The 14,895-nt window shown below is 52.5% G+C and carries 15 protein-coding genes; 3 read left to right on the top strand and 12 right to left on the bottom strand.

Annotated elements, in window-relative coordinates:
• On the top strand, positions 1-1,106 hold a 1,106-nt coding region (locus ACOJWD_RS09095), incomplete at its 5' end, for an amino acid permease (RefSeq protein ID WP_486992911.1).
• Here the strand turns inward: ACOJWD_RS09095 and ACOJWD_RS09090 are convergent.
• The 3 genes from ACOJWD_RS09090 to ACOJWD_RS09080 all read right to left on the bottom strand — a co-directional run bounded on the left by ACOJWD_RS09090 (position 1,103) and on the right by ACOJWD_RS09080 (position 4,599).
• On the bottom strand, positions 1,103-2,059 hold the full coding sequence (locus tag ACOJWD_RS09090) for a D-2-hydroxyacid dehydrogenase (RefSeq protein ID WP_486992910.1): 957 nt from the start codon (positions 2,057-2,059) through the stop codon (positions 1,103-1,105). The two genes, ACOJWD_RS09095 and ACOJWD_RS09090, sit on opposite strands and share 4 nt — an antisense overlap.
• 36 nt (positions 2,060-2,095) lie before the next feature.
• Complete coding sequence (locus ACOJWD_RS09085) at positions 2,096-3,088, bottom strand: aldo/keto reductase (protein ID WP_486992909.1); 993 nt, start codon at positions 3,086-3,088, stop codon at positions 2,096-2,098.
• 128 nt (positions 3,089-3,216) lie between these two features.
• The gene (locus ACOJWD_RS09080) at positions 3,217-4,599 is read right to left on the bottom strand and encodes an MFS transporter (protein WP_486992908.1); all 1,383 of its coding nucleotides are present in this window, start codon (positions 4,597-4,599) and stop codon (positions 3,217-3,219) included.
• Positions 4,600-4,806: 207 nt separating this feature from the next.
• Between ACOJWD_RS09080 and ACOJWD_RS09075 the strand changes: the two genes are divergently transcribed.
• Positions 4,807-5,709 carry an aldose epimerase family protein gene (locus ACOJWD_RS09075; protein ID WP_486992907.1) on the top strand — a complete coding sequence of 301 codons (903 nt, stop codon included), beginning with the start codon at positions 4,807-4,809 and terminating at the stop codon, positions 5,707-5,709.
• A 204-nt stretch (positions 5,710-5,913) separates the two neighbouring features.
• Here ACOJWD_RS09075 and ACOJWD_RS09070 read toward each other — a convergent pair whose 3' ends face one another.
• A complete protein-coding gene (locus ACOJWD_RS09070) occupies positions 5,914-6,387 on the bottom strand; it encodes a hypothetical protein (protein ID WP_486992906.1) in 474 nt (157 codons plus the stop codon).
• 310 nt (positions 6,388-6,697) lie between these two features.
• On the opposite strand from ACOJWD_RS09070, the gene ACOJWD_RS09065 reads away from it, so the two are divergent.
• Positions 6,698-6,886: a hypothetical protein gene (locus ACOJWD_RS09065; protein WP_486992905.1), complete on the top strand. Its 189-nt coding sequence runs from the start codon at positions 6,698-6,700 to the stop codon at positions 6,884-6,886.
• 60 nt (positions 6,887-6,946) lie between these two features.
• Here ACOJWD_RS09065 and ACOJWD_RS09060 read toward each other — a convergent pair whose 3' ends face one another.
• The 8 genes from ACOJWD_RS09060 to ACOJWD_RS09025 form a co-directional block, all read right to left on the bottom strand.
• Positions 6,947-8,359 carry an APC family permease gene (locus ACOJWD_RS09060; RefSeq protein WP_486992904.1) on the bottom strand — a complete coding sequence of 471 codons (1,413 nt, stop codon included), beginning with the start codon at positions 8,357-8,359 and terminating at the stop codon, positions 6,947-6,949.
• A gap of 325 nt (positions 8,360-8,684) precedes the next feature.
• Positions 8,685-9,128: a FliM/FliN family flagellar motor switch protein gene (locus ACOJWD_RS09055; RefSeq protein WP_486992903.1), complete on the bottom strand. Its 444-nt coding sequence runs from the start codon at positions 9,126-9,128 to the stop codon at positions 8,685-8,687.
• Positions 9,129-9,192: 64 nt separating this feature from the next.
• Entirely contained in the window at positions 9,193-9,960 is a 768-nt protein-coding gene (locus ACOJWD_RS09050; RefSeq protein WP_486992902.1) for a CheR family methyltransferase, read from the bottom strand.
• Positions 9,950-10,987, bottom strand: coding sequence for a chemotaxis protein CheB (locus ACOJWD_RS09045; RefSeq protein ID WP_486992901.1), 1,038 nt, complete (start codon positions 10,985-10,987; stop codon positions 9,950-9,952). Before ACOJWD_RS09045 ends, ACOJWD_RS09050 begins: the two co-directional genes overlap by 11 nt.
• 41 nt (positions 10,988-11,028) lie before the next feature.
• The gene (locus ACOJWD_RS09040) at positions 11,029-11,574 is read right to left on the bottom strand and encodes a chemotaxis protein CheC (protein WP_486992900.1); all 546 of its coding nucleotides are present in this window, start codon (positions 11,572-11,574) and stop codon (positions 11,029-11,031) included.
• Between the two features lie 18 nt (positions 11,575-11,592).
• Positions 11,593-12,609, bottom strand: coding sequence for an HD domain-containing phosphohydrolase (locus tag ACOJWD_RS09035; protein WP_486992899.1), 1,017 nt, complete (start codon positions 12,607-12,609; stop codon positions 11,593-11,595).
• A gap of 47 nt (positions 12,610-12,656) precedes the next feature.
• Complete coding sequence (locus tag ACOJWD_RS09030; protein WP_486992898.1) at positions 12,657-13,022, bottom strand: response regulator; 366 nt, start codon at positions 13,020-13,022, stop codon at positions 12,657-12,659.
• 62 nt (positions 13,023-13,084) lie between these two features.
• On the bottom strand, positions 13,085-14,895 hold a 1,811-nt coding region (locus ACOJWD_RS09025), incomplete at its 5' end, for a chemotaxis protein CheW (RefSeq protein ID WP_486992897.1).

The raw sequence follows: 14,895 nt of genomic DNA, 5'->3' as shown, positions 1-14,895 counted from the left end.
CTTTTGTGGGCGGCTGGGTATTTTGGTTCTCGAGTATCCTTAACATCGCCGCCGAAGCCACTGCTGGAGCACTCTTTACTAAAGTGTGGTTCCCATCCATTCCGGTCGTCGTGTTCTCGGTTGGATACGCCATCATCATTACTGGAATTAATTTCCTCACTGTGCGAGGATTCAGCCGTGTTGAGTCCTCCATGTCGTGGGTGAAAATCGTGGCTACTTCGCTCTTTATCGTCACCATTCTGTTCGTGATAACCCATCTCCTCCATGCCACCACTCCCACTGGACCCACTCTATGGTTCCGCCAGCCAGGCTTCTTTCCCCACGGCATTAAAGGCATCGGCGCCGCAATGATTCTCGTCTTATTCTCGATGTCTGGCACCGGAGTATTAGGGCTCGCCGCTCCACAAGTCCAGCACCCAGAACAGGTCATCGGCAAAACGATTCGCAATACCGTGATCGCCATCTACGTTCTCTATGGAGCATCCGCCCTCGGATTAACCGCCCTCATCGTCTGGTCGCATATGCCAACCGCAAGTAGTCCCTTCACGATGGCACTCGGTCGTCTACCGTGGTCATGGCCGGCCCAGGTCTTTAACTTTGTGATTCTAGTCGCGGTGCTCAGCGCGATGAATGCCGGGCTCTATGCGACCAACCGGGTCTTAGCGACACTGGGTCGGATCCACGATGCGCCCCGCTTCGTCGCCGAGCAGAGTCATGGGATCCCTCGAAAAGCCAACTTAATTTCGGGCATCCTGTTAGTTATTGTCAGCGGTCTCGCGTACTTTCTCCCCAAAACGGCATACACCTATCTCGTCACGGCAACGGGATTTCAGGCTCTCTTCGTATGGATTCTGATCGTAGCTACACAAATCCGATATCGACCACAATTACTTAAAGAGGGCAAAACCTTAAAATACCGTATCCCCTTTTATCCATGGCTTTCGTGGCTTGCCATCGCTCTCATGGTCGGAGCCATTGCTACGGCTCCACTCGCACCCCACGAGCTTATTCCGCTGGGACTGGGCATTGCTGTCGTTCTCCTCCTGGTAGGAGTCTATTTCCCGGTAAGACGGGCACGGATGAAAGCCTCCACACCGAATCGCTAGTACCCAGCGTCGAGGTCCACTCCCGTGACTAGGGGTTCATGAGCCAAAAACGACCTCCAGTTAGCCAGAAAGATCTCCACCAACCGTTCATTATAATGAGGTGTCCAACCACCGGTATGCGGAGTAATGAGCACATCATCCATCTCCCAAAGAGGACTATCGTGTGGCAGCGGTTCGTCTTCGAAGACATCTAGTCCCGCGCCTCGAATTGTGCCGTCGGAGAGTGCTTGGGTTAGTGCCGCTTGATCCACCACCGGGCCGCGCCCAAAATTGATGACCACGGCACTGGGCTTGAGAAGAGACAGTCGACGGTGGTCGACAAAATGATGGGTCTTCTGCGTCAAGGGTAATAACACTACCAGGTAGTCAGTCTCCGGAAGGACCGTATTCACGGAATCGAGAGACAAGACGTGATGAAAGTCGGACAAATCGCCCCCATGCGTGTTGACCCCCATGATGGTCATATCAAACGTCTTCGCCTTACGCGCTAATTCACGTCCAATCGACCCCGCTCCCAAAATGAGCAGCGTCTTCCCAGAGAGTTCGTCAGGAAAATACTGTCGTTCCCAATGTCGTTCCTCTTGATTCTTCCAATAGTGGTGCAACTGGCGGGAAAAAGAGAGCATCATGCCCAAAATCTGCTCTGCAATCGGTTTGCCATGGATTCCCCGAGAATTCGAAAGTAAGATGCCGTGCTCCCGCATGTATTTTAATGGCAACGTGTCGACACCCGCCGAGACGGAATGCACCCATTGCAGATGCGGCAGCGATTGGAGCCCTTCTGCGGTGATGTTGGCGCCCGATCCCACTAGCACTGTGGTATCCAGGCTCGCCTTTAGGGCGTCGCTCTCTGTCGCTGCCGGCAAAGGCGCAAACAGCCACTTTTCTGTGGGAATGGCTTCGCGAAGCATTGACTCAAGATGGGACTCTATGGAATGCGCAAAATGTATCACACTGACCGCTCCTTAATTATACCTGTCGATGGTTAGTCATGCTGGCTCAATGTTCTCATCCGACACCGGCGTTAACGATTCACGTTCACTAGCAGAAAGGCTAATCCGCGTCGATTGAAGAATTTCCTCCCACTGCTCTGACGAGTGCCCAGACACGATGGGGATGGTGACAAAGTCTTGATTGTCACTCATCCAACGAATGGCGAGCGCCGTAATACTCACCTGCTTTGTCTCGGCTAACTCGCGAAGACGTTCATACGTGTGCTGGTTTTTCTGACTCTGATAATCACGAATCAAATCTGGCGGCATCTCGTTCCACCCACGCGAGACAAGCTTAGCCAATACGCCCCGTGCCTGGGCGCTATACGGGATCACGGGTAATTCGGTTCGCTTGTGATAAGACACCATCGCCTCATCCATCCACTTGAGAGTCTTGTCCGGCATATTCTCGACGTTCAATTGCGCTAGGCTCCACATCGGCTGATTGGCTACAAATCCGCGCGAGTGGGCCTCTTCCGCTACGTGTTGGGCTTCTTGCAGTCGCTTGACACTCCAATTGGAACATCCATAATAGCGAATCTTTCCTTGTGCCACCAACAGCTCACAAGTCTCTAAGAGCTCCTCCACCGGCTGGGAGGGATCGTCTCGATGCAACCAATAGAGGGGGATCGTCTCTATTCCCAACGCTCGCAAGCTCGCCTCACAATCAGATACCACGTCATCACGAGACATTCTCGGGGTGGTGAGTGTCTCCCACTCCGGATGTCCTCCTTTGGTAGCAACCACGACATCCTGACGGTGATTATGCCTCTTAAGCCAGCGGCCAATTACCGCCTCACTAACCCCCGCGCCCGCCTTTGTCCAAATCGCGTAGGCACGCGCTGTATCAATGAAATTGCCCCCTTGGTCAATGTATCGATCCAAAAACCGAAATGCGGTGTCTTGGTCAATCGCCGATCCGACGCCCCCCGCGCCGAAACAGATCTCTGACACCATCAAATCGGTGTGCGGTAATGGTCGCTGTCTCATCCCATCATCTCCTTCGATTACTTTAGGTGAGTACTCAAAGGGTAGCAAATTCTTTCCCAAAATATAAGTAAAGGATAAACAAAAAGGACCCATAGGGTCCCCTTTTGTCCGTTCTCCCCGTATTCTCACTAACCAATATTTTCCGCTAAACTTGGACTCAGATCTTCGCTAGACGATGATTCTAAGGTCTTTTTCCGGGTCTCTGGCAGTCCAATTAAGGTGACAATTGCAATCAATAGACTACCGGCGGCTAAGAAGTAGATCGCGAACGCTTCGCCGTATACCTTGAACAACAGCGGGAATATAAAGGCGGAAATGGTCGCGCCTAAACGTCCACTCGCGACCGTAATCGCCTGAACTAGGGTGCGCACCTTGGTGGGAGCAATTTCCACACCGGAATTACCGTTTTGCGCAACCGCGCACGGGCCCATTTGCGCGGTAAAGGTATAGGTAGCGAATAGCATGAACGCAGGCAGCGTAGCCATGACCACGGAAGAATCCTTTAAGATTCCAAACCCCACCAAGGCACACGCTGATAATACCGCCCCCAGTGCTTGCAGACGTTTGCGTCCCCATTTATCAATCACTAATAGCACCACACCTAAGGCGGGAAGAGAAAACGCCCCATACATCAAAATGGTGAATCCTTCAGGGCTAAATCCCAGACCTTTCGCGATCAGCGTTGGACCATAAAGCCCACTACTATATCCGACAATGTCCCCTAAAAACCACAGCAATGAGGCCGACACTATCGGTTTCCAATGGCGCGCAAAGTAGTGGCCAAATGTATGGGTGTCTTTGAGGGTGACCCCTTCTAAATCATGAGCCACTGCCACGTCACCGGCGATTTCTTGCAATACTTGTTGTGTGGCTTCTTTATCGCCTTTAATTCGTGCTAAGAATCGGGCCGTTTCGGGCAATCGACGGCGCAGATAAATCACGGTTGCAGTCGGTACCGCTCCCATGGCTAAGACAATACGCCAGGTATCAGACGGACTCAGCCCTAATCCCTTACAAGCAAAGTCTACGGCACCTGCTAAGATCGCCCCCACAACCCAACTAATACCAAACCCTGCAGCCATAATCTTGCCACGGTCTTGAGCATTAGCATGCTCTCCCATAATTGTCGGCGATAGGACATAATCTGCCCCTGCGCCTATACCAAAAATCAGGCGCACAATGATAAGCCAGGTGACATCAGGCACGAAGGCTTGCGCAATGGCAGCGACAGACATGATGAGTACATCCACCCCATAAAATCGCTTGCGTCCCTTGTTGCCAATTAATCCAAAAATAATGGCCCCAACGGCCATTCCAAAGAGGGCGGATCCGGTAAGCAGTGACGATTCAATGCCAGTGAGCGATTTCATTCCGAAACTCGCCAAAACCAGTGGCAGCACAATCGAAATCGACGACAGCCCATAACCATCCCCCAGCACTCCCATGCCAGTGGTAAACATCGTCCGTAAATGAAAAATGCTAAATCTCTTTTGATCCTGAGCTTCGAACACCCAAGCCCACCCCTTATCGATCATCTAAGAAGGCTTCATGCCTCCTTAAGCATTAAGGGTATATTGACAGCGTTGAGGTAAGATTAACCCGCGCGATCCATTCCCTTAATGTTCTGTTAAGTTAGGGTTAAGACAGGTATGAGAGACTCTGCGATAATGGCAGGGACTCATTCTCACAATATTACATAGAAGAAAGGTGGAATACTCATGAGCACAACCTATGAGCTATCTCGCGATACACTTTCGGTAAAGATTAGTGATTTAGGAGCGCGAGTGGAACAAATTCATTGGTCGACCCACCACCGCAATTGGTTGCATTCGCCCTCTTCTGAAGAGGAATTTGCCCCATTCATTTTCGGCATTCAGCCTCTTTTCCCCCCGGGGAGAATGGCACACGGTCGGTTTCTCTTAAAAGGGCATCCGTTCGAATGGCCCATCAACGATCATGCGGGGCCCAGTAATCTGCATGGATTCGGATGGGATAGTCAATGGGATGTTGCCCAAACCACCACCGACTCCGTCACCCTATACCTCGACAACGCTCTCGTGCAAAAGACCTTTGGCGGTCCATTTTCGCTCGCGATCCGATATGCAGTGTCAAAAAACAATACCTTCGCCATTCATGCAGTCATGAAAAACCAGGGGACGATCCCGCTCCCGGCCGCCTTAGGCTTTCATGCTAATATTGCGCTGCGTGACGATAACTATCGCTGTCACTTTCCCGCAATGGAGCCCTGGCAAATCGATGACGACAAGGTCCCGACCGGGGAAAAATTGCCCGGGCTCCCCAAAGAGTCTAAAGACGCTCGCAGCATCTGCGAGGACACCCCTTATCACATTGTCGATGGCGAATCCAACCGAGTGACCCTGACCAGCGCAAGCGGGGCCTTCGAAGCGATATTTGAGGGGAGCAATAAATTTCGTCAATTCGTCGTTTATCGACCGTCGTTGGACGCGAATTTTCTTTCTATTGAACCGTATAGTTGGCTCCCCAACGCCCCAAATCTATCACTACCGGATTCCGACACGGGAATGATCATACTCAATGACGGCGAAGAAGTGACCTGGGATTACAGCATTCAGTTTCGCACTCTTTCACCAAACGAATAGGCAATACCCAGACCCGCAATATGCCCAATGCCCGCGGGTCCGAGGATGCCGTGGTTGTCAAGAATAGCCCCGAAAATCAGACGCTTGCGATAGACAATCCCCGTGGCCCGATGGTCTTTCGGTCACGAGGATTGTTTACTCGTATAGAACATCATCTGTCCACCTTGGAGATCCCACTCACGACTGCCATCCCAATGCCTAAGGTTATCCCCCACCCATCAAAGGCGAGTTCTGAAAGATGTCCCTGAAGACTTGCGGCCCTGCTAGCACCAAAGCTCCCAAAATACATAAAAACAGCACAATCCCGATAGATATCCAGTGAATGGAACGACGTGCTTTAACCGAGGGCACGTCTACGGATTGAACCGTGGTGGCCACATCCACAAAATGGTCAAACCGTTCACGAGAAAAATTCACATGTAGCAATTGCTCTTTTACCTCGGATAAATAATTCTCATCCCAAGTCTCCTGACTTGCCATAAGAGCTCCATCATAGGGTTCAAAGAGTTCGAGTCCCTCATCTGCGGCAAAGGCCAATAGTCCGGTCGATGCGCCTTCTAAGTCCGCTGGGTCGGCAATGACATAGCGCACAATGGTCTCGCGAAGAGTAGAAACCTCATCGCTGACCTTCAATGATTGTTCCGCCTCAAATGACACGCGTTCACCCTCATCCTTCATCTCTTACATCCTTCAGCCTAATGTCCCTATAATTCTCGGTTCGACGGCGAATTCCTCTAATTATAAGGGAATCGAGGGCGATTGTGCGAGTCTCTTCACCATGAGGCGCTGATGTTCCACTATTGTGAGACACATTTTCTACCCACGTTTGGTAGGTTGATCATTTTATTCTTTTTTGCGCCATCGTCATACTTTAGAAATATATTTATGGTTTATTGAAAATGTCACCTACGGCCGAACTAGGACGCCGCAGACCGCGAGAGCCGCTTATGAAAGTAGAGCAATGAGGCCAAATTAGGAGGGAATTCGGATGGTTAACGAGTCGACCTTAATTGGAGTGAAACTCCCACTACAAACGGTGCGGCATACCTGTCACGTTTGCCACGAACCTTTTTTGTATCGATTTGACGGACACTATCTCAAAGACCAATTGCACCCTGTGGATTGGATTTGTCGTCAATGCTTCCCTAAATGGCTCCTGTCACACGAAGCCATGTAGCCAAGTATCGACGGTCACCCAGGAGGCACGACTGGCGCCTCCTGGGCAATCCCTTAAGTGTCACTCCCACGATGGCATTCCCAAGCGATGCCGCTTTTCGGGTGACACGCGATGTCGCACTGAAAGCGCGTAGATCACGCCAACACTGAGAATCACGATCCAAAACACGCCCGCCCATGCTAAAGGAAACGCCAGCGGAATAATGGATTCGTACAGCACCAACCAAAAGAGTGCTACCGCTAAAATTGGCAATACGAAGTGCAAGACGATTTGAACCCAATGCCGTTCCTGATGGGATTGGCGCATCAACGAAACATTCATCAACGTATGCGACGTGACTAAACCGAATAGCACCGTCGTGGTCAATACATTAAATGCTTGTCGTGGCCCCAACCAAAGCCCAAAGGACAGAGCCACCACCACCGCCCCAAGAGCCAGTACAGAGATACTCCAAGCTGGAGCACGCCGTCCATTGACTTGAGCAAAATGCGTTGTCACCAACTTATCACGCCCCACCGCATAGAGGACGCGTGCTGAACTGGTTAGTAGCGCTAAACTATCCATGAGCGCGCTATTCACCGCCAGTACCACTAGTGCAACGGCCCCTACCGGTCCCAAATAATGCAGAAACACTGTCACTCCGGGCGCATTGGCCCTCGAAAATGCCCCCATATTGGCTTCGCCCCATCCCACCGTCAAGGCATAGGCCGAAAGGGTCAACGCCGCACCGACCAGCGTTAATGAAACCACCGCGGCTTTCCCAATGAGGCGTCCCTTTTGGGTTCGCACGCCGCGGGCTTCTTCACCCAGTGGTGCATGGCTTCCAACGCCTATGAAACTAGTAATCGCAAAGATCATGCCCATCGACACCCCTTTAATGCCTGACGCCGCCAAAGAAAATGGCCGCAGAGGATGCAAGGTGGGAGCGTGACCAATAATAATTAGGGACGCGACGATTAAAAAGGCAATTTCCAAAGTGCTCGTGAATACCAATGTCCGCACTGTGGGACGAATTCCCATCACCGACAGCACCCAGGGAATCCCAATAAAGGCTAGTACCGCGACCATCCAGAACCAACTCGGTAAATTAATCCCCACCATGTGCGCGAGACCGGGCAAAAACACTCCCGCGACGTACACAGGAATTCCCGCCACGCTAATCACTTGGTAAAAGATCACCATAATCGCCGTCACCACAGCGGCTGTTGGCCCCAATCCCGACGACACATAACTATAGTATCCACCCGCCGAACCACGATTTTTCGTCAGATGATAGAGCGTATTGACTTCGATAAACATCAGTCCGAACGCCAATAAGTAGGAGAGTGGCAAAGCGACCAGAGCAAAAGCTGCTCCCGCCGTCATAAATGCCACGACATCACAAGTGGGCGCCATGCCAGCCAGACTCTGACTGACAAGTCCCCAAAAGCTGACGACATTAGCCTCCAACGATGAGACCGAATCTTCAGCCATACCGATCACCCCAATTGATTCTTAGTTGCAAATGATATAAACTTGCATTAAGTAGATAGTAGCCGCTAGTGAAGGACTTAGCAATACCTAATGCCCCTCAGACGCCAATAGTTTTTTGAGAGAGAGAATACACCAGCGACAGTTTCCCTGCTTGGCCCGAATTCGTGTCTCCTATGGGGCTCGTAGAGTGGGATAGAGCTCTCCAAATGGGGTGTGAACCCCGCATTTTGACATTGCAGGGCCAAAAAGCAACAAAATCTGAGGACGACGGAGCCAAGCGGATATTCCTATGAGAACAACCGCAGGTCGACATCTTCTCGTCCCATCATTCGCTGGACCGATTCCCCCAGGCAGACACCCGAATTCCAAAATTGTTTCCCACCAACACCACTGTGCCCTGACCCACGAGCATGCCATTAATTTTCAGGGGAACGGGGGACTGCCAGCGATGATTTAAGACAAACTGGCTACCCACTCCCCAATTGAGAAGATTTTTCACCGAAATGGCTTGATCGCCTAAACTGGCTTGAAATGTCACCGGAAGATCAACAATCCGGCGCAATGCCGGGCTTTCAATATCTGCTGCTGTCATCTGAAGCGGAGGCAATGATCTCTCGATCTCCTCAGTTGAAGAGGACTTGGCGGTGTGAGGAGCACTCTCTGATTGTACCTCGGGAGTCTCGGGGGCCGGCGTAGGTTCAGGCGACCCAATCGCTGAAAGCAAGGCATCAATTTCGGCCTGCGACAACGGACGATTCGAATCCGCCATATGATCTCCCCTCTCGTTATCTCTTTCAATTGGATACTTTTTAGGAATTTCCTTCTTGTGGGGCTCAGATTTTGCGATAGATCGAAGGAGACACCAGTTGAAATCCCAGATCCTTGAAATCCATAAAAGTTTCCATCGCCCCCAGGAAGAGTAAGCCCCCGGGTTCGATCGCCTGGGCCAGTCCTCGCAACAATTGCGCCCGTGTCTCTCGCTCAAAATAGATGAGGAGATTGCGGCAAATAATAATATCAAAATGTCCTGGGGAGGGATCGGTTAAGAGATTATGGCGCATATAGCGAATTGCCCCCGACTGGAACGCCCGCGCCTTAAACCCGTCGCCCACGCGCTGAAAGCGTTCCCGATAAGGCATCGGCACCTTAGCCACCATTTCTTGGGGATACACCCCACGGCGCGCGTCGTCCAGCACCATCTCGTCACTATCGGTCGCTAAAATATCAAAAGAGTATCCCATGCCATCTATGAGTAGGGCGGCAGTGACGGGTTCCGCACCGACCGAGCATCCAGCGGACCATATTTTCAACCGCGATCTTCGCAGTGGCACGACACCGTCGCGAAAACGCTCCCAATAGAGCGCGTCGCGAAAGAATTCGGTCACGTGAATGGTCAGGTAGCTATGCAACTTCCGATATATTGCCGGATCTCGCGTCGCTGCGATGGTCATGGCGGTGGCATCGGAATACCCTTCGCGACTCATAAACGCCATCACACGTCGCTCGACCTGGTCTCGTTTGTACGCCCTCAAGTCCATACCATGCGTCTTCGCCAGGGCCACAACCTTCCCCCAGTCACTGTCGCTATAACTAGGAGCCATGGGCCACAACCTGATTCAACCAGAGGCCGATGCGCTCCAGTGGCCATACCGCATTAGCCGAACCGGACTCCGCCACCGCTCGAGGCATGCCCCAGACAAGCGCCGTTTCCTCAGCTTCGGCGATCACCGTGGCTCCACGAGCGTGCGCTTCCGCGGACCCTTGAGCCCCGTCTTCACCCATTCCACTTAAAATCACCACCCCCAGATCTCGACCAAACACTTCTACGGCGTCAAACAAGGTCACATCGACGCAGGGAATCACTCCGTGAATTCGCTCGCCCGATTCACTCCAACATTGCCGTGACGAGATCCTTAAGTGTTTGCCTCCGGTAGCTAACACGACTAACCCTTTCTGCAAGGAGATGGCCCGACCATCGGGAGGGGATTCCTCGACTGGATGCCCTAGATGATCCGTAAGCCGTCGAGCAAATGATTGCGTAAAGCCCCCCGGCATGTGCTGCACAATAAAAATTGGAATGGTGGGCGCCGCTGTAAGACCATCCATCAGCGTGGCCAACGCGCGCGGCCCCCCCGTCGAAGCCCCAATCACCAGCGCTCGAAATCCGGTGGTCCGTAATTCATCTCGACCTATCTGGCGTGAGGGCGAGAGCACGGGGGAGGCTTTATGCCCGACGAGTCCACTAAAGCGGTCGATAATTTCATTGACCATGGTCTCGAGACTTTGCTCTCGTGACGGTTTGGCAATAAAGTCATTCGCTCCCGCCTCGAGCGCCTCAAATGTGGCTTTGGCAGCACTATACGCAGACATCATCATGATGGGTCCGGACCACTTCTGCCGTAGCGCCCGCACCGCCTCAATCCCCCCTATTCCTGGCATGACCACATCCATCATCACCAGGTCAGGGCCGAGTGTGGGCACTAATGCCAAAGCTTCTTCTCCTGAACCTACACTTTGCACTACGGTCCATCCGCGCCGCGAAAGACGCGCCCCCAATTGGTAGCGAAAAAAGCTCGAATCGTCAACAATAAAGACCCGAGCGGCATGCTGTGGGATAGACTGGTTCATTAGGCCACACTCCGTCATCTCTCATCTTTTACATCCAAAGGCTATGTCAACGTCGGTATGACCACAATTTCTCCGGACACCGCTTCACCGACCACTTGAAACAGTGCTTCGGATAACAATACATTGGTCCCAGGAGAAATTTCTTGCGTAATTTCTTGGGGGGTGGACACGCGCACCTGAGGAGGAGTCGGTTCCCATACCACGCGAAATACATCAGAAAAAACATTTAAAAATGCCGTCCCCACCACATTGCCCACTTCCGCCAGTGCCGATTCTCCCATGTCATCTAAGGGGAGATCCACGGGAGCCCCCATCAGGGCGCTCACCAGCCGTTGACTGTTGGTGTCAGAAAATAGTAATAAGATATGAGCTTGAAATAGTCCTTTGGCGCCAAGATGTACGACATAAATGGGATTGTGAATTTTGCTCGATAAGCGCTCAGCCATTGTGGCCCAAGACACCATAGTAATTTCCGTTTCGGTGACGGCAAAATCCAAACCACTAAACTCCTTTAAGGCTTGTCCCGCCTGAGCCAGTGCGGGCACTGATGCCCTCTCCCATACCGCTAAAATCTCGTGAGCTTCCACATGCTACCTCCTAATCGATTATCCCGGCAACTCCCGCCCGCTATAAAGTCCGGTAATGACGCGGATATGCTGGTCGGGATCCTTGAGCTGAACTTCATGGCCTGCATCTCGCCCATTCAACAACCACACTTGCGGCCGCGTAGGCCAATCAGGAGGGTTATTCAACACCACCCCGATTTCTCCCTGCCCCAGTGTCACGACCGATCCTACAGAATAGGGAGCGACCGTGCGTTGTAATAATTGCACGAGGGTTAAGGAGTATTCCAATCCAGCACCGCCGACCATCCACTCCAATGCCTCGTTAATCGGCACGGGAGGTTCATCGGTGCGAAATAATAGCGCATTCATCGATTCCGCCATTCCTACGATTAGCGCCCCTTGATAAATCTGGGTGTCTTTTAGGGGCGGGTCACCGGTACCATCCCAATGTGCATGATGCTGCTGCACGGTCACCCGCGCTGTCGACGGGATGGATGTCATATTCTTCAATCGACTGACGACAGGCGACAAACGCTCTGCCGATGGCAGCCCGACTTCTGCTTGCGTGAGGGCATATTCCAAGCCCAACAAGATAGCCGCCATCGTGTAATCTTCAACCCACTTCACATCCGTCAATTGTGTCAGCTTTACCGTAAGTCCGATGGTATTCACCCAAGCGGCCAACGCCGGATTACCCGCTCGATACAAAGGGATCCATTGAAATGCCTGCTTGTGCGTCAAAGGAAACCGATCAACAAAGTCACGGGCAAATTGACGGGCTGTGGCCAACCCATCACCATCCAAGGCGCTCATCCCCCGTTGCGCCCACATCGTCATGGGGCGCACCAGGGTGTCGGGAAACCACCAATTGGGGTGTACCTTTTCGAGACCGGGCCACTCCACCGCAACCGTATCCAACGACTCGTCCTTCATCCGTTGAATCATATGATCGGTAAGCGGCTCAGCCTTTTCCGCAATCACTTGGCCATGACGACCGCGAATGGTATCTGCTGCTACGTCCCCACTGTGGCATTGTGAAACCGCCATCAGTCGCATGCCATTCCCCCCTATCTGCTTGTGTCTCATTGCCTTGATTAAGACAACTACTTGGCCGGCGTACCTGCCCATTTGGCTACCGCATCGAGAACCCGATCCGGCTGATAGGGCTTTACAATGAAGTCCTTGGCACCAGCCTGAATAGCCGATACCACCATGGCCTGCTGGCCCAACGCCGACACCATCACCACCCGTGCTCCCGGGTGCGCGGCATTAATCGCTTGGGTTGCCGCTACTCCATCCATTTCTGGCATGGTAATATCCATCAACACCATCTCTGGATTATGCTGGTCATAGAGTGCTACCGCTTCTTGCCCATTTTGAGCCTCAACCACCTCATACCCTGCCTCAGTCAACAGCGTCTTCAATCGCATCCGCATAAATGCAGCATCATCCGCAATCAAAATCTTCATGAATTCCTTCCCTCCATGCAAACCATTCGCCATTCAAATCGAGCTCGCCGCTCGGTGTCATATCAAGAGACATCTAGAGACTCTTCCGTCATTCCTTGCCATATGTCACGGATGGACTGAGCTAGGAGTAGGGGGTCAAACTTAGTGACAATCCCATCCGCATCAACCACCTCGGCACGGTCAGCATGCCAATGTCCAGAGAGTGACGTATGCAATAATACTGGAATATGAGCCGTCCGTGCATCTTGCTTGAGTCGCTGGGTGAGTGTGTAACCATCGAGACGTGGCATCTCAACGTCAAGCACAAACATATCAGGCAACGTGTCGGCGGTTTGCACAACGTTCCACAACTCTTCCCCATCCACAAACGTCTTAATCTGCACTTCCAAGGGTATCAGCGCTTTCGTCACTTGCTGACGAGCCACTCTTGAATCATCTGCGAGCCATATCATGCGTTGTGGAAAAGTGGCCAACCCTTGGGTTTCCTCTGGTAGCGGAAAGCTCGCTGGTGCAATTTGGGCCAGGATCTGCTCGTAATCAATCAATTGAATCGGCCCCATGCCAGGATGGTCAATGAGCCCCGTAAAGCGTCGCATTTCCGAGTCCAATGACTCCATCACTTTCGGCAAGGGTTCAACCCCTTCCCAACCCACTCGCACCATGCGCTCCACCGCATTGACGCGAAACGCTTGCACTGTCTGATTAAATTCCGTGACAATCACCACTTGCGGATGCTCCGGCTCCCTCAATCCCAAGGCTCGATTGAGACTGACAACTGGTACCGTCTCACCACGCAAACGCAAGAAACCCTCTAACCACTCATGCTGCTCAGCCACCATAACCACATCTGCCACCGGCAAGACCTCGCGTGTTTTATACACGTTAATCCCATACCGCTGCCCGTCGCTGAGAGAAAACACCAAAAGTTCCATTTGGTTCGATCCGGCTTTCAGTATCGGATCCCGTTGCACCCGTTCACGGTCCCCGGGCACATTAGGCACCAGCCGCCGAACATCCACCATTAAGGCCAACCGTCCATCCCCCAAAAGCGAGACGCCACTCAACCAAGGGGTCATGCCAGTTAATTCCGCGACGGGTTTTACCACCACCTCCTGTTGGCCATGAACGCGGTCCACCGCGAGAGCCGCCTCGGTGTGCCCATCCTTCACACGCACGACGTAACGATCCATACGTGCCGCGCCTGGTTCGAGCAGTTCTGCGAGCGAATAGACGGGCAACGGAGCTTCTCCATCGGGGACCGCCCGATGTCCAAGAGCAGTTCCTAATTCCGACAGTGCCATGTCCTCAATACGCTCGACAGCCAGAATTGGTAACCCTACAATCCAATCTCCAGACTCGACAATCAAAGCCGTCATAATCGCCATCGTCATAGGCAGTTCAAGATGAAAAGTGGTCCCCTTACCGAAGACACTCTCTACGGTAATGGTCCCATGGATCTCATCTAAAAAGGCCCGCACCACATCAAGGCCAACGCCACGGCCAGAAATGTCGGTGATTTTCTCCGCTGTCGATACCCCGGGCCTAAAAAGCAATTCGGCTAAGTCGGCCTCGGGGGCCCGAGACGCTTCTTCTGCCGTCATCCACCCTTGGCGAACCGCCTTGTCCGCTAACTTGCCAAAGTCAATGCCGGCGCCATCATCTTCGATCCGCAAGTGCACGTGTCCTTGAGCGGTATAGGCAGACATTCGAATGGTGCCGGTATCCGACTTCCCTTTCAAAAGTCGCAGGTCCGGATCCTCAATGCCATGATCACACGCGTTGCGTAAAAGGTGCAATACCGGCTCGTGAAGACGGTCCATCACCAGTCGATCCAGCTCCGTTTCACCCCCCCGGGTCTCCATTTGAATCTTTT

It is taken from the genome of Sulfobacillus sp. TH-112 (genome assembly GCF_057473405.1).
Note: the sequence above shows the minus strand (reverse complement) of the source record. Positions and strands in the feature narration are given on the sequence as shown.